18 protein-coding genes are annotated in these 19554 nt (G+C 65.1%); 15 read left to right on the top strand and 3 right to left on the bottom strand.

Annotated elements, in window-relative coordinates; genetic code table 11:
* Positions 1-49: 49 nt before the first annotated feature.
* Entirely contained in the window at positions 50-1903 is a 1854-nt protein-coding gene (locus JMN37_RS05265; protein WP_252931266.1) for an ABC transporter ATP-binding protein, read from the bottom strand.
* Positions 1904-2052: 149 nt separating this feature from the next.
* Here JMN37_RS05265 and JMN37_RS05270 point away from each other — a divergent pair, with 149 nt between their 5' ends.
* Positions 2053-2523 (top strand): hypothetical protein, encoded by a 471-nt coding sequence (locus JMN37_RS05270; protein ID WP_143109957.1) that lies wholly within the window; start codon positions 2053-2055, stop codon positions 2521-2523.
* Positions 2523-3080, top strand: coding sequence for an isopentenyl-diphosphate Delta-isomerase (gene idi, locus JMN37_RS05275; protein WP_252931267.1), 558 nt, complete (start codon positions 2523-2525; stop codon positions 3078-3080). The genes JMN37_RS05270 and idi overlap by 1 nt, the downstream gene beginning before the upstream one ends.
* 1 nt (position 3081) lies before the next feature.
* Here the strand turns inward: idi and JMN37_RS05280 are convergent, their stop codons facing one another.
* Positions 3082-4326 (bottom strand): alpha/beta fold hydrolase, encoded by a 1245-nt coding sequence (locus tag JMN37_RS05280; RefSeq protein WP_252931268.1) that lies wholly within the window; start codon positions 4324-4326, stop codon positions 3082-3084.
* 86 nt (positions 4327-4412) lie between these two features.
* Between JMN37_RS05280 and JMN37_RS05285 the strand changes: the two genes are divergently transcribed.
* From JMN37_RS05285 to JMN37_RS05310, 7 genes are read left to right on the top strand one after another with little or no spacing between them, the layout of a single operon-like run.
* On the top strand, positions 4413-5477 hold the full coding sequence (locus JMN37_RS05285; RefSeq protein ID WP_252931269.1) for a FecCD family ABC transporter permease: 1065 nt from the start codon (positions 4413-4415) through the stop codon (positions 5475-5477).
* A 21-nt stretch (positions 5478-5498) separates the two neighbouring features.
* Positions 5499-6518, top strand: coding sequence for an ABC transporter substrate-binding protein (locus JMN37_RS05290; RefSeq protein ID WP_252931270.1), 1020 nt, complete (start codon positions 5499-5501; stop codon positions 6516-6518).
* A complete protein-coding gene (locus JMN37_RS05295) occupies positions 6519-7322 on the top strand; it encodes an ABC transporter ATP-binding protein (protein WP_252931271.1) in 804 nt (267 codons plus the stop codon).
* A gap of 36 nt (positions 7323-7358) precedes the next feature.
* Positions 7359-8099 (top strand): class I SAM-dependent methyltransferase, encoded by a 741-nt coding sequence (locus JMN37_RS05300; RefSeq protein WP_252931272.1) that lies wholly within the window; start codon positions 7359-7361, stop codon positions 8097-8099.
* A 27-nt stretch (positions 8100-8126) separates the two neighbouring features.
* Positions 8127-10103, top strand: coding sequence for a M3 family metallopeptidase (locus JMN37_RS05305; protein ID WP_252931273.1), 1977 nt, complete (start codon positions 8127-8129; stop codon positions 10101-10103).
* On the top strand, positions 10096-10224 hold the full coding sequence (locus JMN37_RS11310; RefSeq protein WP_255364707.1) for a hypothetical protein: 129 nt from the start codon (positions 10096-10098) through the stop codon (positions 10222-10224). The genes JMN37_RS05305 and JMN37_RS11310 overlap by 8 nt, the downstream gene beginning before the upstream one ends.
* 11 nt (positions 10225-10235) lie before the next feature.
* Positions 10236-10376, top strand: coding sequence for a hypothetical protein (locus JMN37_RS05310; protein WP_252931274.1), 141 nt, complete (start codon positions 10236-10238; stop codon positions 10374-10376).
* Positions 10377-10380: 4 nt separating this feature from the next.
* On the opposite strand, the gene malQ is transcribed toward JMN37_RS05310, so the two are convergent.
* The gene (malQ, locus tag JMN37_RS05315) at positions 10381-12519 is read right to left on the bottom strand and encodes a 4-alpha-glucanotransferase (RefSeq protein WP_252931275.1); all 2139 of its coding nucleotides are present in this window, start codon (positions 12517-12519) and stop codon (positions 10381-10383) included.
* An 84-nt stretch (positions 12520-12603) separates the two neighbouring features.
* Between malQ and JMN37_RS05320 the strand changes: the two genes are divergently transcribed.
* From JMN37_RS05320 to JMN37_RS05345, 6 genes are all read left to right on the top strand, one after another.
* The gene (locus tag JMN37_RS05320) at positions 12604-14442 is read left to right on the top strand and encodes an AMP-dependent synthetase/ligase (protein WP_252931276.1); all 1839 of its coding nucleotides are present in this window, start codon (positions 12604-12606) and stop codon (positions 14440-14442) included.
* 96 nt (positions 14443-14538) lie between these two features.
* On the top strand, positions 14539-15207 hold the full coding sequence (locus JMN37_RS05325) for a hypothetical protein (RefSeq protein WP_083290858.1): 669 nt from the start codon (positions 14539-14541) through the stop codon (positions 15205-15207).
* Positions 15208-15473: 266 nt separating this feature from the next.
* The gene (gene hemW / locus JMN37_RS05330) at positions 15474-16625 is read left to right on the top strand and encodes a radical SAM family heme chaperone HemW (RefSeq protein WP_252931277.1); all 1152 of its coding nucleotides are present in this window, start codon (positions 15474-15476) and stop codon (positions 16623-16625) included.
* A 32-nt stretch (positions 16626-16657) separates the two neighbouring features.
* Entirely contained in the window at positions 16658-17674 is a 1017-nt protein-coding gene (hrcA, locus tag JMN37_RS05335) for a heat-inducible transcriptional repressor HrcA (RefSeq protein ID WP_252931278.1), read from the top strand.
* Between the two features lie 28 nt (positions 17675-17702).
* Positions 17703-18833 carry a molecular chaperone DnaJ gene (gene dnaJ / locus JMN37_RS05340; protein WP_252931279.1) on the top strand — a complete coding sequence of 377 codons (1131 nt, stop codon included), beginning with the start codon at positions 17703-17705 and terminating at the stop codon, positions 18831-18833.
* On the top strand, positions 18834-19553 hold the full coding sequence (locus JMN37_RS05345) for a 16S rRNA (uracil(1498)-N(3))-methyltransferase (RefSeq protein ID WP_252931280.1): 720 nt from the start codon (positions 18834-18836) through the stop codon (positions 19551-19553).
* Position 19554 lies beyond the last annotated feature (1 nt).

Below are 19554 nucleotides of genomic sequence, written 5' to 3' on the forward strand. Positions count from 1 at the left end.
TAGTCAGGCCGCCCTTACTCGCCACAGGCTCGCAGGGTTGCTACTCCTCCTAGTTGTTGTCGGACTGGAAGCCGAAGGCCTGTAACCTGGCACGATCCGCCGCAGACGAGGACGCGGTAAGCCGCAGGAGCTCTGAATAAATACCGCCGGAGACCGCGAGCTGTTCAGGGGTGCCAATTTCGTCGATGCGGCCGTCGCGCAACGTGATAATGGTATCGACGTCCGCGATGGTGGACAGCCGGTGCGCGATCATGATGGTAGTGCGGTCCTCCATCAACGCGTCGAGTCCGGCCTGTACGGCGCGCTCCGCCTTCGTGTCGAGGGCAGAAGTGGCTTCGTCGAGAATCAAGATCGGCGCGTCCTTGAGCATCGCGCGCGCGACGGCGATGCGCTGGCGCTGCCCGCCGGACAAGCGCAGGCCGCGCTCGCCGATGACGGTGTCGTAGCCGTCGGTGAACTTCATGATGAAGTCGTGCGCGTTGGCACGTTTGGCCACCGCGACTACCTCGTCCATCGTCGCGTCCGGCTTGCCGTAGGCGATGTTTTCAAACACGGTGCCAGAGAACAGCGCCGCCTCCTGGAACACCACGCCCGTGGTCGCGCGCAGCTTTTCGACGCCCAGCTCCGCCAAGTCCTTTCCGCACACCTTGAGAGTGCCCTCCTGGATGGGGTAGAGGCCCAGCAGCAGGTTGACGATGGTGGACTTGCCTCCGCCGGACTCGCCGACAAGGGCGATCTTCTCCCCGGCGTGGGCGCTGAAACTCATGTCGTGGATGACGGGCTCGCCGGGCTCGTACTCGAAGGTGACCGAGTCGAACTCCACGACGGGTTCGCGGACCGGCAGCGGGCGGTGCTCCTCGACGGTGAGGTCCGGCACGCCTGAGGTCTGGGTCGCGGCGACGAGCTCGCGGTTCGCGGTCGGCTCCACCAGCTCGTCCATGACCTGGAAGTAGTCGCGGGAACCTGCGACGGCGCGCTGGGCGCTGTCGACGATCCAGCTCAGCATCATCACCGGCTGGCGGGCCATCGTGACCAGCTGGATAAGCATGACCATGTCACCGATGCTGAAGTGGCCCTGGATGGTGCGCACGAACAGGATCATGTAGATACCCATGAAGATCAGCGACATCGCCAGCCCGCGCAGGGCGTCCATGGAGTGCCACCACCGCGACTGCGGGCGGGTGATGCTCACCGTGTTGTTGTAGTGGTTGCCGAACTTGTCCAGCTCGCGCACCTCGGCCACGTACGACTTTGTGACCTTGACCTGGCCGACGACCTCTGCGAAGCGCCCGTTCGCCTCGTCGATCTGTGCGTTCTTTTCTGCTTCCCACTTCTGCCACCGCTTCGAGGTCAGCGCCGTCAGCCACGTGTAGATGGGGAAGAGCGCGAGCAACAGCAGGGTGAGCGGCCAGTAGTAGAAGGACGTGATGATGAGGATGGCGATGATCTGGATGATCATCGGCAGGAAGTTGTTGGAGAAGGACTGGATGAACTGCGTCACCGTGGCAATCGAGCGGTCCAGCCTGGCAATGATGGTGCCGGTGACCTGGGTGTCGAAGTAGCGCTGCGGCAGCGAAAGCAGCTTGGCGAAGTAGCGGGTGGACAGGATCTGCCGGATCCGCGCCGCCATGACGTCGCCGAGGTAGCCGGAGACGTTCTTCGCCAGCCCGCTGAGCGAGGTTGCGATGAATAGCGCGAACGCGAGCCACAGGACGGTACGTACTGGGTCGGCGGGAGCGGCGTCGAAGTTATTGATGGCGTCGACAATTGTGTCGGTGGCCTCGCGCACGATGAATGGCGAAATCAGCCCGAGGCCTGCCACTATCGTAGAGATCACAACGATGGCGAGGTAGAACGGCCACAGGGCGGACGCGCTTTGTAACACACGGGTGAGAGATTGCATAGGTGGCCCAGCGTAGCGCGATCGGGAGATACTCGTACAATAGTGACCAATTGTTTTCGCTTGAACCATACGAAAGGGCACTGATGCGCCACCACACACTGTCAGCTGCGGCCTTGCTGCTCGTTACTACTCTCACGCTGGGTGGGTGCGTGTCAGAGGATGACACTGCAACCCCCACTGACATCGAGGTGACGACGCCCACTGGCGCCCCACAACCCGAGTTTCACCAAGAATTCGTGGACCCGGTGGTGTCCAAGGAGATTACCGGCAAGCGCGTCGATGACCCGAAGATGAAGCTGTCCTACAAGTGGCAGGGCAGCAGCTACGGCGCCGGCTCCGGCGGCATCATTGTCGTTGCGGTGACGAACAAGAGCGACGTTCCAATGCCAGTTGATGTGCTCAAGCCGAAGCTGCGCTACAACACCGGCAACAACAAGTTTGTCGACGCCAACCCCATCAGCGCCGAGCAGGCCGGGGTCGACATCCTCGGCGTCGACCGCCCGTTGGGTCCGGGGGCGACCACGAACGCGAAGTACGCCTTCGACGTGACCCCGGACGGACTCTGGGATGCCGAGTTCACGATCGGCAACGTCACGTTCAAGGGGAACCTGAATAACTAATGCGCGAAGAAGTAATCCTGCTCAGCGACGACGGGGCCCCGATCGGGGCCGCGGATAAGGCGGAGGTGCACACCGGAGACACCCCGCTGCACCTGGCGTTTTCCTGCTGGCTATTCAATGAGGATGGTCAGCTGCTGCTCACCCGGCGCGCGTTGGGGAAGAAGACGTGGCCCGGGGTGTGGACGAACTCGTTTTGCGGCCATCCTGGCCCCGGCGAGGACGTGCCGACCGCAATCCTGCGCCGCTCCGTAGAGGAGCTGCGTCTTCCGGAGGGTGCCGTGCTGGACGTGACGCCGGTGCTCCCGGAGTTTCGCTACCGTGCGGTGGACTCTTCCGGCATCGTCGAGTACGAGGTCTGCCCGGTCTACTCGGCGTGCCTGGCGCCGGGGCACGAGGCCTTGGACCCGAACCCGGACGAGGTGGACTCGTGGCACTGGGCGGACCCCGCCGACGTCGTTCGCGCGGCGGACGCGACCCCGTTCGCGTTTTCGCCGTGGCTGGTCGAAGAGCTGGCGGATCCGCGGCTGCGCGCCGCGATGGAGCGCGCCGGGCGCTAACCTACTGGTTGAACGCTGCCCGCACGTGGCGCAGCGGATCCTTCACGACCGCGGTTGTGTCTGCGCTGAGCGAGGCGCGCAGGACCTGGCGACCCGGCCGGTAGGTGGGCCAGTCGGCCTGCCCGCTGCGGATGTAGCCGTAGATGAGCTGGCCGATGTGGGTCGTGGGCTCCCCGAACAGCGTGTCCAGCTCGTAGCTGTGGCCGAGCGGGGTGTCCGCGCAGAACTCGATCTGGTGGATGTCGGCGGGGCCGTGCTCGCAGGCAGCGTCGACCCAGCGGCGGACCAGCGCATCCGAGAAGAACCTGCCCACAACAGCGTCAGGGTCGGTTGCGCGCGCAGCCTCGATGTAGTTGCGCCGGGCCGCCGCGCTTTTGGCGCCGAAGAATCGGCCGAAGCAGCGGATGAACGCGGCGCCAAACGCGTTGAATCCTTCGCCGGACTGGTGGAACTCCTCGCGGGTGGAGGTGACCACGATTGGCACCTCGGCGAGCTCCGCAGGCTCGAACGGCGCCGGACCAAGCGCGATGTCGTGGAAGTACTGGGTGCGGAAGCGCTGGTAGGCGCGCTCGATGGCGTCCGAGCGCCGGTCGGCCAGCCAGTTGAGGTCGAGGCGCGTCAGTGGCGTGCCGAGCGCCCCGCGCGCCGCCCACTTACGCTGCGCAAAGGGCACGCGCGGAAACGCGGGGGAGAGCGCCAGCACGCGCCGGAACGCTCCCTGGAAGTGGTCGCGGCGCGCCAACCACAGCGCCAGCGCCGCCCCCGCCGAGTGCCCGACCAAGGTGACGTTGGTCGGGTCGCCGCCGAAATGCTCGATGTTGCGCAGCACCCACCGCAGCGCCTCCTGGCAGTCCTCCACCGCGCGGAATGACGTGTCGTTGGGGAAGGGAAGCAGCCCAGGAAATTTTCGACGATACCCCACCCGCACCTGCACGATGCCCTGCGAAGCGAACGCCTCCGGTTGCGAGGTGGTCTCGCAGTGGTTGCCTTCCTCGAACCGGCCCCCGTGCAGGTAGACCATCACAGGGTAGTCGTCGAGAGCGCGTGCGTCGGGTGGTGTGGTGATGCTCAACCCGATCGTGTCGGGGTGCGGCGTGGTGGCGTCGATGAGATGGCCCTCGGGGGCGGGGCGTGGTGGGTCGAAGGGGGCGTCGATACGCGAGTAAGGGATGGAGTGGAACTCGCGCATTGTGGCGGTGGCGGTGCCGGTGATAGCGCCGGCGGGGCAGGTGATGGTGACGTCCATGACAGGCCAGTGTAAACGCCACCAAGATACTGGGAGAATCAATTGGATAATTGACGAAAGCTGTGAGTTGGTTTACCTTAATCTGCATGCGTACAGAACACGCCGATATCCTCGGCTTTCGCAAACACCGAATGAAAGCGACCGCCTGGGCGATCGGCCTGAGCGCGGCCCTCGTGTTCACCTTTATTATGTGCGTGGGCTACGGCTCCGTGCCCGTCGCACCGAGCGAGACGCTCAACATCATTTCGCACCACTTCTTCGGCACCCCGCTGGAGGTGGAGCCCGTGAAGAACACCATTGTGTGGGACATCCGCATGCCGCGCGCGGTGCTCGGCATGTTCGTCGGCGCTGGCCTCTCGATCGCAGGTGCGATCCTGCAGACGCTCGTGCGCAACATGCTCGCGGACCCCTACATCATCGGCATCAACGGCGGCGCCTCGACGGGCGCGGCCTTGGCGATCCTCTTCGGCGCCGGTGCAGCGTTCGGCGACTACGCACTGCAGGGCAGCGCGTTCCTCGGCGCGATCGCGGCGTCGTTTGTTCTGTACGCGGTGGCGCGCTCGCAGGGCCGCCTCACCTCAATCCGCCTGCTCATGGCGGGTGTCGCGCTTGGCTACGCGCTCTCCGCGATCACCAGCTTCCTCATCTTCGCCTCCGGCGACGCCGAAGGCTCCCGCTCCGTGATGTTCTGGCTGCTCGGCTCGCTGGGCCTCGCGTCCTGGGACCTCTCGCTGCTGATCACCGTCATCGTGGTGCTCTTCAGCCTCATCGTCGCCGTCATCTGGGGCAGGAACCTGGACGCGTTGGGCATCGGCGACGAAACCGCGCTCACCGCTGGCATCAACCCGGAGCGCTTCCGCCTGGCAATGCTCGTGGTGGCCTGTCTACTCGTCGGCGCAATCGTCGCGATGGCGGGCTCCATCAGCTTCGTCGGTCTGGTTATCCCGCACCTGGCGCGCCGGGCCGTTGGTGGCGCGCACCGCACGATGCTGCCGATCGCCGGGCTACTCGGCGCGGTGCTGCTGATGTGGGCGGACATCGGCGCCCGGATGTTGCTCGCACCGCGCGAGCTGTCCATCGGCATTATTACGGCGCTTGTCGGCGCCCCATTCCTGCTCATCCTGGTGCGCAACATGCGCGCCGCAAGCTAATACCGACACGAAAGGTAGATCATGAAACGCACAGTGAACCGGGTAGGCATCCTCGTCGCGACGGCCGCCCTGAGCCTCGGGCTCGTGGCCTGCTCCGGCAACGAGGCAGGTACCGAAGCGAACGACGCATCGACATCCGCGACCGCGACGGCAGAGGCACACAAGTTTGAAAACTGTGGCCACTCGATGGAGATCGACGGCGTGCCACAGAAGGTGATGCTGGTCAACCGCGTGGGCGTCGTCCCGACGCTTGAGGCACTCGGCGTGCTGGACCACGTGCACATGGTTGCCGGCCCGTTCCCGGGGGAGTACTTCTCGCCTGAGTTGGCGAAGAAAGTGGCCGCAATCCCGCTGCTGACCGACAAGGTCGATGCTGGCGGACACCTGCAGATCTCGAAGGAAGAGATAGTGGCGACGGACTCTGACCTGATCATCGGCTACGCAGGTAACGTCGACTACAACGCGATGCAGGGCACCGGCGTGCCAATCATCGAGGAGCCAGGCTTCTGCGGCGCGCTCAACGGCGCGGCGAGCTGGGACCATGTCTGGGACCACATTAAGTTCTACGGAGACCTGTTCGACGCCAGCGAGGCTGCTGAGAAGTTCACCGCGGAGACCAAGGCGCGCCTGGAGGCCGCCGAGGCCAAGAAGGCCGGTGAGGGTCTGCGCGTAGCGGTGCTCTACCCGGCGACGGATGGCTCCGTGAACTACGCCTACGGCGCCGGTTCCATGTCCAACCCGATCGTCGAGTCCGCCGGTATGATCAACGTCTTCGGCGACTCCGCTGACCGCGTCTTCGAGGTCAGCGACGAGGAACTGATCGCCCGCAACCCCGACGTGATCATCTCGCTGCACTCCAAGGGCGGCGACGAGGCCGCGGCCGCGTCCATCGAGGGCGTGAAGCAGATCAAGGGCATCAACGACACCAACGCCGGCAAGAACGGTGCGATCATGCCGATGCTGCTCTACTTGGCGGAGCCACCATCAGGCATGTCCATCGACGGCCTGGAGCAGCTCAACGAATTTCTGGAGCAGCGCTAAATGATTAAGGGCACCGGAATCCGCTTCCGACGCGGAAAGCGCACCATCCTGCACGATATTGATATCACCGTGCAGGACGGGCGGGTGTTGGGGCTGGTCGGCCCGAACGGCTCCGGCAAAACCACGCTGCTCCGGTGCCTGTTTGGTTCCCTGAAGCCAGACACGGGGACCGTCACCGTGGACGGCGAACCGCTCGGTGAGATGAACAAGAAGGTGCTGGCGCACAAGCTGTCGGTGGTCACGCAGGAGCACGAGTCCGACATGCCGGTCAGTATCGCTGAACTAGTGATGCTGGGCCGCCTGCCGTACCTTGGGCTGACGGGCAAGCCGACGAGTGAGGATGAGGTGATCGTCGAAAAGTCCCTGCGTGACGTGGGCGCGATCGACCTTGCCACCCGCGACTTCTCGGCGTTGTCTGGCGGCGAGAAGCAGCGTGCGCTCATCGCGCGTGGGCTTGCGCAGCGCTCCACACACCTGCTTCTCGACGAGCCAACAAACCACCTCGACATCCGGTTCCAATACGACGTGATGGATTTGATCGCGTCGCTGCCGTGCGCCTCCGTCGTGGTGCTGCACGACCTAAACCTGGCTGCGCGCTACTGCGACGACGTCATGCTGATCCACGATGGGCGTGTGGTCGCCACCGGGCCGACGGAGGACGTGCTTCGCCCCGAGCTGCTTGAACCCGTCTATCGGTTGCCGGTGCGCCGGATTAAGACGGAAGACGGGTTCGTGCTGACATTCCGAAAAGCCGGCGCGAAATTCCTCGACGAGCTGCCGAAGGTGACTTATGCTAGTGAGTGATTATTGTCTTTCTTCTGTAGGAATGAGTTGTCCCAAATGACAGATACCCAAGCACGCATCACTGAGTACTGGGCAGGCCGGGCTGAGGCATACCACCGCGAACACAGGACAGCAGAGCGCGCCAAGGCAGACCGTGCAGCGTGGACTGACATCTTCAAGCGCTACATGCCGGAGGACGCGGTTCGAGTGCTGGATATGGGCACTGGTGACGGCTACATTGCGCACATCATTGCGGAGCTCGGCTACGCGGTCGTCGGCGTGGATGCGTGCGAGCCGATGCTCGACGAGGCCCGCGACGAAGCGGAGCTCCGACAGGAGGAAGGCATCAACACCCCACTGTTTGCCGAGGTCGACGTGACGGACCTGCCCCCGTCCTTCTACGACTTCGACGTCGTTGTCAGCCGCTACCTGCTGTGGACCCTGCGCGAGCCGACGGAAGCGATCCGCGGATGGACGAAGGCGCTCAAGCCAGGCGGCCTGGTGATTGCCGCGGACGCGACGTGGTTCGCGGACGGCATCGCGAAGGACACGCAGGTCATCTCCGATAATGGACCGGACTCCTTCGTGCTGACCTACACCGACGAACTGCTCGAGGAGCTTCCACTCGCGACGGCCGACTCCCCGGAGGCATACGCGGAAGTCTTCCGCGCCGCTGGCCTGGAGGACGTCGAGGTTGTTGAGCTGCCGGAGATTGCCAAGATCGACGAGGAGTTCGGCACGCCACAGGGACACGAGTCGCGCCCGACCTTCCTGGTGATTGGCCGCAAGCCAGCCTAACTCACACCCCAAGTAGGATGGGGTGCCATGACTGACAATCCGTTGTTGCACCCGTCCGACTTGCCGTATGGACTGCCTGATTTCCAGGCGATCCGCCTTGAACACGTGCTGCCCGCTTTCGAGCGGGCGCTCGTGCTCCATGAAGAAGAAATTGCGCGCATTTGCGCCGAGGACACTCCGACGTGGGAGAACACCGTCGAGGCGCTGGAGCGCGCGGGCAGCGACTTAGAGCGAGTCCTGGCATGGTTTTTCAACCTGCAGGGCACCGACGGTTCGCCTGAGTTTGACCAGGTCGCGGACGCGATTGTGCCGCGTCTGTCCGCGCACACCGACGCGATCTACCAGAACCAGGAACTCTACGACCGCTTGCGCGCAGTGGAGGCCCCGGCGGACGAGGAGTCGCGCCGCCTCTACGACCTGCTGCTGCGCCGGTTCACCCGCCGCGGGGCGGAGCTCGACGAGGCAGGCAAACAGCGCCTGCGCGAGCTGAATCAGCGTCTCTCGGAGCTTTCCGAGCAGTTCGGCCGCAACCTACTCGCGGACACGACGAAGCTCGCGGTGCGCATGACCCGCGACGAGCTGGCGGGCCTGAGCGAGGAGCAGCTCGCCGCCTACCGCGACGCAGAGGACCCAGACACCCCAGACGCCTACGTCGTGCCGATCGAGCTGCCGACGACCCAGTCGCTGCAGGCCGAGCTCGAGTCCAGCAGCGCGCGCCACAAGCTGTTCGACGCCTCCCGCCAGCGCGGCCGCGACACCAACAGTGCGCTCGTGGTCGAGTCGGTGCGGCTGCGCCAGGAGCGCGCGAAGCTGCTCGGCTTCGACACGCATGCCGATTACGTCATCGCGGAGGAAACCGCGGGCAGCGCGGCCGCGGCCCGCAAACTTATCAGCGACCTCGCGCCCGCGGCCGCGTCGAACGCCGCCGCGGAACGTAAGCTGGCAGGGGAGCTGGCCGGGATGGAACTGGACGGCGCGGATTGGCCGTACTGGGAGGCACGCCGCAGGGAGGAGGCCTTCGCGGTCAACGACGCGGAGCTTCGCAAGTACTTCCCGCTGCAGCAGGTGCTGCGCGACGGCGTTTTCTACGCTGCGAACCTGCTCTACGGCATCACGGTTACTCAGCGCGAGGACCTGCACGGCTACCGCGACGACGTACACGTGTGGGAAGTCAAGGAGGAAGACGGCACCGGCATTGGCCTGCTGCTGACGGATTACGGGGCGCGGCCGTCGAAACGCGGGGGAGCCTGGATGAGCTCCTTTGTGGACCAGTCGACGCTGACCGGCACCAAGCCCGTCGTGGTGAACGTGATGTCGCTGACCTCCGACCTGCTGACGATCGACGAGGTTACGACCGTGTTCCACGAGTTCGGCCACGCGTTGCACGGACTGCTGTCCAACGTGCGCTACCCGACGCTCTCCGGCACCAACGTGCCGCGCGACTGGGTGGAGTTCCCCTCCCAGATCAATGAGAACTACGCGTTCACGCCCGAGATTATCCGTAATTACGCGCGCCACGTGGACACTGGCGAAGTCATCCCCGACGCGCTGTTGGAGGCCGTGCGCCAGTCGCGGACGTTCGGGCAGGGCTTCGCCACCGCAGAGTACCTGGCAGCCTGCGCGATTGACCTGGCCTGGCACTCGCTCGACGGCGAGGTGCCCGAGGACATTGACGCCTTCGAGCAGCGCGCACTCGAGAAGGTTGGCCTAGACGTCGAGGGTCTCGAGCCGCGCTACCGCTCAACGTGGTTTAACCACATCTTCGCGGGCGGCTACTCGGCGGGCTACTACTCCTACTTGTGGGCGGAGGCGTTGGACGCCGACGGCTACCAGTTCATCGAGGAATCCGGTATCAACCGGGACAGCGGCCAGCGGTTCCGGGACACGGTGCTCTCGGTTGGTGCCGCGCGCGACTACGCCGAGGCCTACCGCGCCTTCCGCGGCCGCGACAAGGACACGCGCGCTCTGCTGGTGCGACGCGGGCTCGAGGGCAGCGATGTTTGATCTGTCGCCGTGGCTGCAGACGCCACTGATCCTGCTGGTGGCGCTGCCGCTCGCGGGGGTGGCGTCGTGGGCGATGCTGCGTTTGAGTGACTGGATCGCGTACAAAATTTCGAAGAAGTAAGGTGGTCAACTATGGCCAACCCTGAAGAACTCCGCAAGCGCGATCAGCAGCTTCCGAAGCAGAAACGCAAATACCCACAGTCCCGTGTTACACAGGCACTGTGGGTGATGATTGCGCTGGTCGTCGTCGCGGCCCTGGCCGGGCTGCTCTAGCGCGCTAGCGTTTCGACGCCTCCGCGACCCGCCCAAACAACTCGATGCTTGGCAGGTCCTCGATGAGGACCGCCTTGCCGTTGTTGTCCGTCAGCGGGATGCACCAGTTGGAGTACTGCTCCGCGTTGGTGCCCGGCTGGTTCTGGATGCGGGTATCGCCGACCATGTCCACCAGGTTCGTCACCGTCATCGCCGATGGGGTAGCGGCGATGAAGCGGGTAAGGCCGACGAGCAGGTCCTCCACGTCGACGTCGCGGGCGAACTCCTCGGCGCTCAGCTGCGTGAACTCGGTGTGCTCAAGGGAGGTGCCGTGGAAGTGGCCGTCCTCGCGCACGCGGTCCAGCACGCGGGCCTGCCACTGGTGGTCCTGCTCGTTGAGCTCATCGAGGGGCTCCTCGATCAGGCCGAGCTCGTCGCGCAGGATGTTGTGCGCGAACCGCAGGTAGCCAGCGGTCGGCGGCAGGTCATGCGTGCCGACGGCCGACAACGCCAAGCGGCGGTAATCCCAGGTGTGCAGCGGGGAGCCGTCGTCGTACGACTCGAACCACAGTACCGTCGTGCCAAGGATGCCCTTGTCCTGCAGAACGTCTTGGACCCACGGCTCAAACGTGCCCAGGTCTTCGCCTACCACCACGGCGTTCGCACGCTGCGCCTCGAGCACCAGGGTGCCCACCATGGCCTCGTGGTCGTAATTCATGTAGGTGCCGAACATCGGGGAGACGTTTCGTGGCATCCAGAACAGGCGGAAGAGACCAAGGATGTGGTCGACGCGGATACCGCCGGAGTGGCGCAGCACGGTGCGCAGCAGCTCACGCCACGGCTCGTAGCCGGCCTCGGCGAGCGCCTGCGGGTGCCATGGCGGCTGCGACCAGTCCTGGCCCTGCTGGGAGTACTGGTCCGGCGGGGCACCGACGGACGCCTCGGGGACGAGCACGTTGGCAAGCGTGTTGGCGTCGGCACCATCGGGGTGGATCCCCACCGCGAGGTCGGTCATGATGCCGACCTTCATGCCCGCTGCCAGCGCCTTGTCCTGGGCGCGGCGGCGCTGCTCGTCGGCGATGAACTGCAGCCACATGTAGAAGCGTGTGAGTTCCTCGAGTTCCTCGTCGAGCTCGTGGCGCGACGGCGCGGTCTCCATTGCCTCCACTGCGCACCAGCGGGCGAACTCCTCGAGGCCTTCGCCTTCGTCGAGGCAGAAGAGCTCGAAGTCGTGGGTGCGGCGCTCATCGGCGCAGGCGATGAAGAACAGCTCGCGAAGTACGGCGAGCTTCGTCTCGAAGATTTCGTTGCGACGCAGCGGCTCCGCACTGCGGTTGAGTGCCTTCAGCGGAGCGACCATGCGCTCAATCTGGACCTTCGCGTCCTTGTCAAGCTTGTAGTACTCATCAACCGCCTCGACAGAGATGTAGATCGGGTTGACGAAGCGGCGCGACGTCGGCAGGTACGGCGAGTCCTCCACCGGCGGGATCGGCTGCGCGGCGTGCACTGGGTTGATCAGCAGGTAGTCAGCACCCTGCTCAGCCAGCAGCACCGCAAGCGTGCCGAGGTCCTCGAAGTCGCCGATGCCCCAGGACTGCTCGGAACGCACCGAGTACAGCTGGGCCATCACGCCGAAGACCGGGTTGTCGATGTAGCGCTGGTTGCTCTCTAGACGGGCCGGAACGACCAGCAGCGGGCAGGAGTCCTTGAAGTTATCGGACTCCAGGTGCAGCGTGTGGTAGCCCGGGGGCAGGTTGCCCGGCACGTGGAAGGTGGCCTCGCCCCAGACCACGCCGGCGACGTCGGCAGTTGGTGGTGCCCAGTTTTCGTCCTGGTAGGTCTCGCGCGGGGTGCCGTCCTCAAGCTGGATCCAAGTGTGGGCTGGGTGGCCGTCGTGCACGTGGACGTTGAAGTGGCGCTCCTGCCCGGCCGTGGCCACAACGCAGGGCGGCAGCGGGCGGGTTGCCCAGTACTGGTGCCTGGCGTGAATGAGGTGGTGCAGCTCCTCGTCGGAGGGGGCGTCGCTAATGTTGACGCCCAGGGCCTGCAGCAGAGAGATGAACGATTCCGGCGGCGGGGTGGTCATCGCACCGTTGGAAGCGCGGTAGCTTGTGCCGAACCCGTACGCGGAAGCTAACGAATGGAGTAGTTCTACGTTGGTCACATCAACCCATTGTGCCAAAGAACTGATGTTTTGCAGAGTGGAGCTCACGCAAAAGGTAGTTTCTGTCAGGTAACCTTGCCAACCATGGCTTCAGAAACGTACACAACTCCGCTCGGATTCAAGCTGAGTTCCACTGACACCTGCCTGTCGGCGCTCGTGGATATCTGCACGAAAAAGCCTCACATCGTGCTGTTTTCCCGCCCACGTAATTACGACTGGATCAACGTGACGGCGGGGGAGTTCCTCGAAGAGGTCTACGAAACGGCCAAGGGGCTCATCACAAACGGCGTCGAGCCGGGCGACCGCATCGCGGTCCTTTCCTCCACCCGTTATGAGTGGTCCCTCGTCGACTTCGCCATCTGGGCAGCGGGGGCAGTCAGCGTCCCGATCTACCCGTCGAGCTCCATGCACCAGATCCAGTGGATCCTCGAGGACTCCGGCGCCGAGATCGCCTTCACCGAGTCGCGCGACCACACCCAGCTGATGAGCGCCTTCCTCCTCCAGGAAGACGGCAAGCCGCGCCTGAAGGACTCGAGCTCGAAGCTGCGCAAGATCTACGAATTCAACGCCGCCGGAGTCGAAACCATCAAGTTCGAGGGCAGGGACGTCGAGCAGTCGCTTGTCGACGCCCGCTCCGCCTCCCTCACCCACGACGACCTGGGCTCCATCGTGTACACCTCCGGCACCACCGGCCGCCCGAAGGGCGTGGCCTTAACCCACGGCAACTGGGCTCACCAGACCTGGGCGCTGATCAAGAACGACATCGGTGAGGTGGCCCGCCCCGGCAAGCGCGTCGTCACGTTCTTGCCGCTGGCGCACGTGCTGCAGCGCGCGGTCTGCCTTGCTCTGACGATGGCGGGCGCCACCCAGTCCCACTGGGCCGATACCCACACCCTGACCGTGGAGCTGCAGCGCGCCCAGCCGAACATGGTGCTTGGCGTGCCGCGCGTCTTCGAGAAGGTCCGCAACGCGGCCTACAACAAGGCCGCGGACGGCTCAGCCATCGGCAAGGCTGCGTTCCTTGAGGCGGAGAAGACCGCCATTGAGTACTCCAAGGCAATGGACACCCCCGAGGGGCCGAGCCGGATACTCAAGGCGAAGCGACGCGTCTTCGATCGCGTCGTCTACTCCAAGATCAAGGAGGCCATCGGCGGCTCCGTGAAGTACGGCATCACCGGCGGCTCCGCCATGAGCGCCGACTTGCTGCACTTCTTCCGCGGCATCGGCATCCCAATCTACGAGGGCTACGGGCTCACCGAAACCTGCGCCGCATCCTGCGTCAATAACAAGAACGCCAACAAGATCGGCACCGTCGGGCGCCCGGTCAATGGCTACCAAGTCCGCACCAACGACGACGGCGAAATCGAGTTCAAGGGCCCAGGCGTCTTCGACCGCTACTGGAACAACGAAGCCGCCACCAAGGAAGCCTTCACCGAAGGCTGGTTCAACACCGGCGACCTCGGCGAGGTTGACGACGAAGGCTACGTGCGCATCACCGGCCGCAAGAAAGACCTCATCGTCACCGCCGGCGGCAAAAACATCTCACCGGGGCCGATGGAGGACATCATCCGCCAGGACCCGCTGATCTCCAACGCGCTCGTCGTCGGCGACGGCAAGCCGTTCGTCGGCGTGCTGGTCACGCTCGACGAGGAGGAGCTGCAGCGCTGGAAGTCCACCCACAACATCCCGGAGAACCGCAAACTCAGCGAGCTCGCTGGCGACCCCGTCCTGCGCGCCGAGGTGCAAGACGCCATCAACGTCGCCAACGGGACCGTCTCGCACGCCGAAGCGATCAAGAAGTTCCGCATCCTCGACCGCGACCTGAGCGAGCAGGCAAACGAGATGACGCCAACCCTCAAGGTGAAGCGCAATGTGGTGTTCGAGCGCTTCCGTGAGGACATCGACAAGCTCTACGAGCGCTAAGCCCCCGGCGCGCCTCAACCCGTGGGGCGCGCCCATGGCTTAACATTTCCATCGACTTTTGATCCGTACTTCCTGTGAGCCAGAAGGGGGCTATTCGTGCATAAAACTGCAGCGATGCTACGCCACCGTGAGCTGACACAGGAGATTTACAACATCGGCGACGAAGTCGCTGAATACACGGAGCACCTCGCCGAAGCAGTCGCAGACTACGACGGCGAACTTACCGACGACTGCCTCGCCGAATTCGTCGAAATCGTCGACGATGCCCGCAACGACGCCCGCCGCATCGTCGGCGAACTCATCGGGCTTCGCCAGGCGCTGACCACCGGGATGCGCGCCGGGGTGCTTTCCGCCTCCTACCGACCGGAGGAAAAGATCCCCGAGCCCGAACTTCTTGACGCCGCCGGCCTCGAAGACCTCTTCCCACTCCAAGCGCCGTTCTCCGTGCAGACCATGCAGGATGCGCTTGCCGGCCGCACCGACCTGACCGTGCAGCACCTCGGCGAGATCGTGCAGTACACGCTCGAGCAGACCGAGATGGTCGCCCGGGAACTGGGTGCCGTGAGCCTGCCACACCTGTATGCGAGAGTCGGGGAGCTGGTCGAGGCTGCTGTCGATGGCTGGATGGAAACCGTCTGCATCGACCACCCCGCGTTCGTGCGCACGATGCGCGGTGTCGCCCCGCCGCAGTTCCTCGAGGAGCGCGCTCGGGTGGACGCCATTGTGGCGAAGGTGGCCGCGAAGCGCCGCCGACGCGGGGCATAGGTCTGTGGCACGAGGGGGTGCGCACCAAATTCCTTCATTTTGAGGGCGAGGGTTTGCGTCTGCCCAGTTCGCTGATGGTTTGTGAGGGAATTTGGTGCTTGTCCTCATGTAGCAGTGCCAAAGGACGCACTTCTTGTTGGGGGAGGAGGCAAAAGCCCAGGTCGTGAAAAAGGGGGGGGGGTTGCGTCTTTTGGCACTGGCCGGTCAGGGAGCGCGCCTCGAACACAATTCGCAAACTGGCGCCGGGTCTGCTGCAATTGCGAAGTATGAACACCGCGCAGCAATCACAGCCCGACTTTGGCGTCTATATCCACGTGCCGTTTTGCGCAACGCGGTGTGGGTACTGTGACTTCAATACCTATACGCCGACGGAGGTGGAAAGCTCCCACGCGGAGTACCTGGCGTCACTGGAAAAGGAGCTGCAGCTGGCGGCGCAGCAGCCGGGCGTGGCTGAGGCGAGCACGGTGTTTATCGGGGGTGGGACCCCCTCGCTGTTGGGGGCGGATGGACTGGGCAGGGTGTTGTCGATGGTGCGGGACACCTTCGGCATCCAGACGGGGGCGGAGGTGACGACGGAGTCCAACCCGGAGTCGACGGATCCGGCGTACTTCGCGGGGCTGCTGGAGCACGGCTTTACGAGGGTGTCGTTGGGGATGCAGTCGGCGTCGGCGTCGGTGCTGAGGGTGTTGGACCGGAAACACACGCCGGGGCGGGCGGTCGCGGCGGCCAAGGAGGCCCTCGACGCCGGCTTCGAGCACGTGAATCTGGACATGATTTACGGCACGCCGACGGAAACGGACGACGACGTACGCCGCACCCTCGACGCCATCCTGTCGACGGGCGTCGACCATGTGAGCGCCTACTCGCTGATCGTGGAGGACGGCACCGCCATGGCGCGCAAGATCCGCCGCGGTGAGCTGCCCGCGCCGCAGGAGGATGTGTACGCGGACCGTTACGAGATGATCGCCGACACCTTGGAGGCGGCCGGGTTCGGCTGGTACGAGGTGTCCAACTGGGCGCGGCCAGGCGGGGAGTGCCAGCACAACCTGCTGTACTGGCGTGGCGCGCACTGGTGGGGCGCGGGTCCGGGGGCGCATTCGTTTATTGGGGACCGCCGGTTTTGGAACGTGAAGCGGCCGGAACGTTACAACCAGATGCTCGCCGAAGGCACGCTGCCGATTGACGGCGGGGAGACGCTCACGCCGCAGGAGCGGCACGAGGAGCAGGTGATGCTGGGGCTGCGGCTGAAGGAGGGCGTGCCTCGGGGGATGATTGGTTCGGGGGCGGAGGGGGTCGTCGAGAAGTATGTGGCGGCGGGCCTTTTGACTGCGGGTGAGCGCGTGGCCGTGACTGATGCCGGGCGCTTGCTGGCGGACGGGATCGTGACGGACATTTTGGCTGCCGAAGAGGCAGAGTAGTATGAGTTAGCAGTCGACGAAGGAGAGTGCTAATGAGTGCAGCGAATGATCGCAGACAGCGGGTGCTGCGCGCAATCGTCGCCGACTATATTGCGCGGCAGGAACCCGTCGGATCGAAGATGCTGGTGGAGCGCCACGGGCTGAAGGTCAGCTCGGCGACCATCCGCAACGACATGAGCGTGCTGGAGCGCGAGGGCTACATCACGCAGACGCACGCGTCCTCGGGGCGCATCCCGACGGAGGCCGGGTACCGCGCGTTTGTCGACGCCCTCCACGATGTCAAACCGCTGTCCACAGCGGAGCGCCACGCCATTTTGGACTTCCTTGAGCACGGCGTGGACATGGAGGACGTGCTGCGCCGCAGTGTGCAGCTGCTGGCCCAGCTGACGAACCAGGCGGCGGTGGTGCAGCTGCCGACGCTGAACGTGTCTCGTGTGAAGCACTGCGAGGTGGTGGCGCTGTCACCGACGCGGCTGCTGCTGGTGCTGATCACGGACACCGGGCGCGTGGACCAGCGCAACGTGGAGCTCGCCGCGCCGCTGGGCACCGACGGGGTGTTCCTGCTGCGGGACCTGCTCAATACGGTGCTGGTGGGCAAGACGATGCGCGATGCCTCCGCCGCGCTGAAGATGCTGCACGCGCAGGCGCCGCCGGTTATCGCGGATGCGGTGGAGCGGGCGACGGCGGTGCTCATCGAGACGCTGGTGGAGACCACAACAGACCGGCTGCTCATCGCGGGCGCCGGGAACTTGAGCGTGAACCGGATGGTGGATCTGCACAGCGTGATTGAGGCGCTGGAGCAGCAGGTGATCGTGCTGAAGCTGTTGGCGAACGCGCAGCAGCTGGAGCACGTCTCGGTCAGTATTGGCAACGAGAATGAGGAAAAGGAATTTTCTCAGGCCTCCATTGTTAGTACTGCATATGGAGCTGGCGACGAGGCGCTCGGCGGCCTTGGGGTGGTCGGTCCGACACATATGGACTATCCGGGTACCATGCAAAAGGTTGCCACCGTGGCTCAGTACATCAGTCGCATTTTGCGGGGCGAATAACTTCGAAGTGTTGAAAGGGAACTAACTAGTGGCTCGTGATTATTACGGCATCCTCGGCGTTGACCGAGAGGCGACCGAGCAGGAAATCAAGAGGGCGTACCGGAAGCTCGCCCGCAAGTACCACCCGGATGTGAACCCGTCTGATGAGGCGACTGAGAAGTTCGCCGAGATCTCGCTGGCGCAGGAGGTGCTGCTGGACCCGGCGAAGCGCAGCATCGTGGACCGCGGCGGCGACCCGATGGAGCAGGGCGGCATGGGCGGCGCCGGTGGCGGCGGCTTCGGGGGCTTCGGCGACATTTTCGACGCCTTCTTCGGCGGGGGCGGGCGCAGCCACGAGCCGCGCTCGCGCGTCCAGCCGGGCAACGACGCCCTGCTGCGCACCCAGATCACCCTGGAGGACGCCTATGCGGGCGTGACCAAGGAGGTCACCGTGGATACCGCGGTGCTGTGTCAGAAGTGCCACGGCACCGGCTCCGAGTCTGAGGCGAAGCCCGTGCAGTGTGATTACTGTGCAGGCCAGGGCGTGGTGCAGGAAGTTCAGCAGTCCTTCCTGGGCAACGTGATGACCACGCACGACTGCCCGAAGTGCCACGGCTACGGCGAAGTGATCCAGGATCCGTGCCGCCAGTGCGCCGGCGACGGCCGCGTGCGCGCCACCCGCGACCTGAAGGTGAAGATCCCGGCGGGTATCGCCAACGGGATGCGCATCCGCATGGCGGGGCAGGGCGAGGTCGGCCACGGTGGCGGCCCCGCCGGCGACCTCTACGTGGAGGTACAGACCGCGCCACACAAGATTTTCGTGCGCGACGGCAACGACTTGCACCTGCGCCTGAACGTGCCGATGTACGACGCCGCGCTGGGCACCAGCATCGACGTCGAAAACCTTGCCGGTGACACGACCACCATCGAGATCCCGGCCGGCACCCAGCCCGGCGACGAGGTCCGCCTCGAGGGCGAGGGCATGCCACGCCTGCGCGCCGAGGGCCACGGCGACATGATCGCCCACATCCAGGTCGTCGTGCCGACGCACCTCAGTGGCGAGGAGCGCCGCAGCCTCGAGCAGCTTCGCGACGCCCGCGGCGACGCCACCGGCGTCCACCAGGACGACGAGCGCGACGAAGGCTTCTTCTCCCGCATGCGCGACAGGTTCCGCCGCTAAATGAGCGTTCCGTACTTCCTCACCCCGAACCCCGCCAGCGGGACCCTCGACGGCGACGAGGCGAAGCACGCCTTCGTCAAACGCATCGAGCCCGGCGAGCACATCGCGCTGACCGACGGCGCCGGCACCGTCGCCGACGTCATCGTCCGCCACAGCGACAAACAGCAGCTGCGCGGCGACGTCACCGAAGTCCGCACCGTGGCCGCGCCCGAGCAGCGCGTCACCCTGGTGCAGGCAGTGCCGAAGTCGGAACGCGCGGAGCTCGCCGTCGATCTCGCCGTCCAAGGAGGTGTCGACGCCATCGTCCCCTGGATCTCGCACCGCACCATCGCGCGCTGGCCCGCCGCCAAGCAGGCCAAGCAGGTGGAGAAGTGGCAGCACCAGGCGATCGCGTCCGCGAAGCAGGCGCGCCGGGCCTGGGTGCCGCAGGTCGCAGATCCGGTGACCACGAACCAGCTGAAGGACCTGCTTGCGGAGGTGGGCGAAGGGGGCGTCGAGAAGCAAGCGTTGGTGCTGCACGAAGACGCGGCCGTGCCGCTGACCACCGTTGAGTTCGGGCGGGACATCTGGCTCATCGTGGGGCCGGAAGGCGGCATCGGCGAGGATGAGCTCGAGCTCATCGGCGCCCGCGCTGTCACCCTCGGGCCGGAAGTGTTGCGCACCGCCAGCGCCGGTTTTGCTGCACTATGCGCAATCGGCGCGCTGACGACGCGCTGGTAGG

The organism is Corynebacterium lipophilum, from assembly GCF_024102595.1.
Classification (GTDB): Bacteria; Actinomycetota; Actinomycetes; order Mycobacteriales; family Mycobacteriaceae; genus Corynebacterium; species Corynebacterium pseudogenitalium.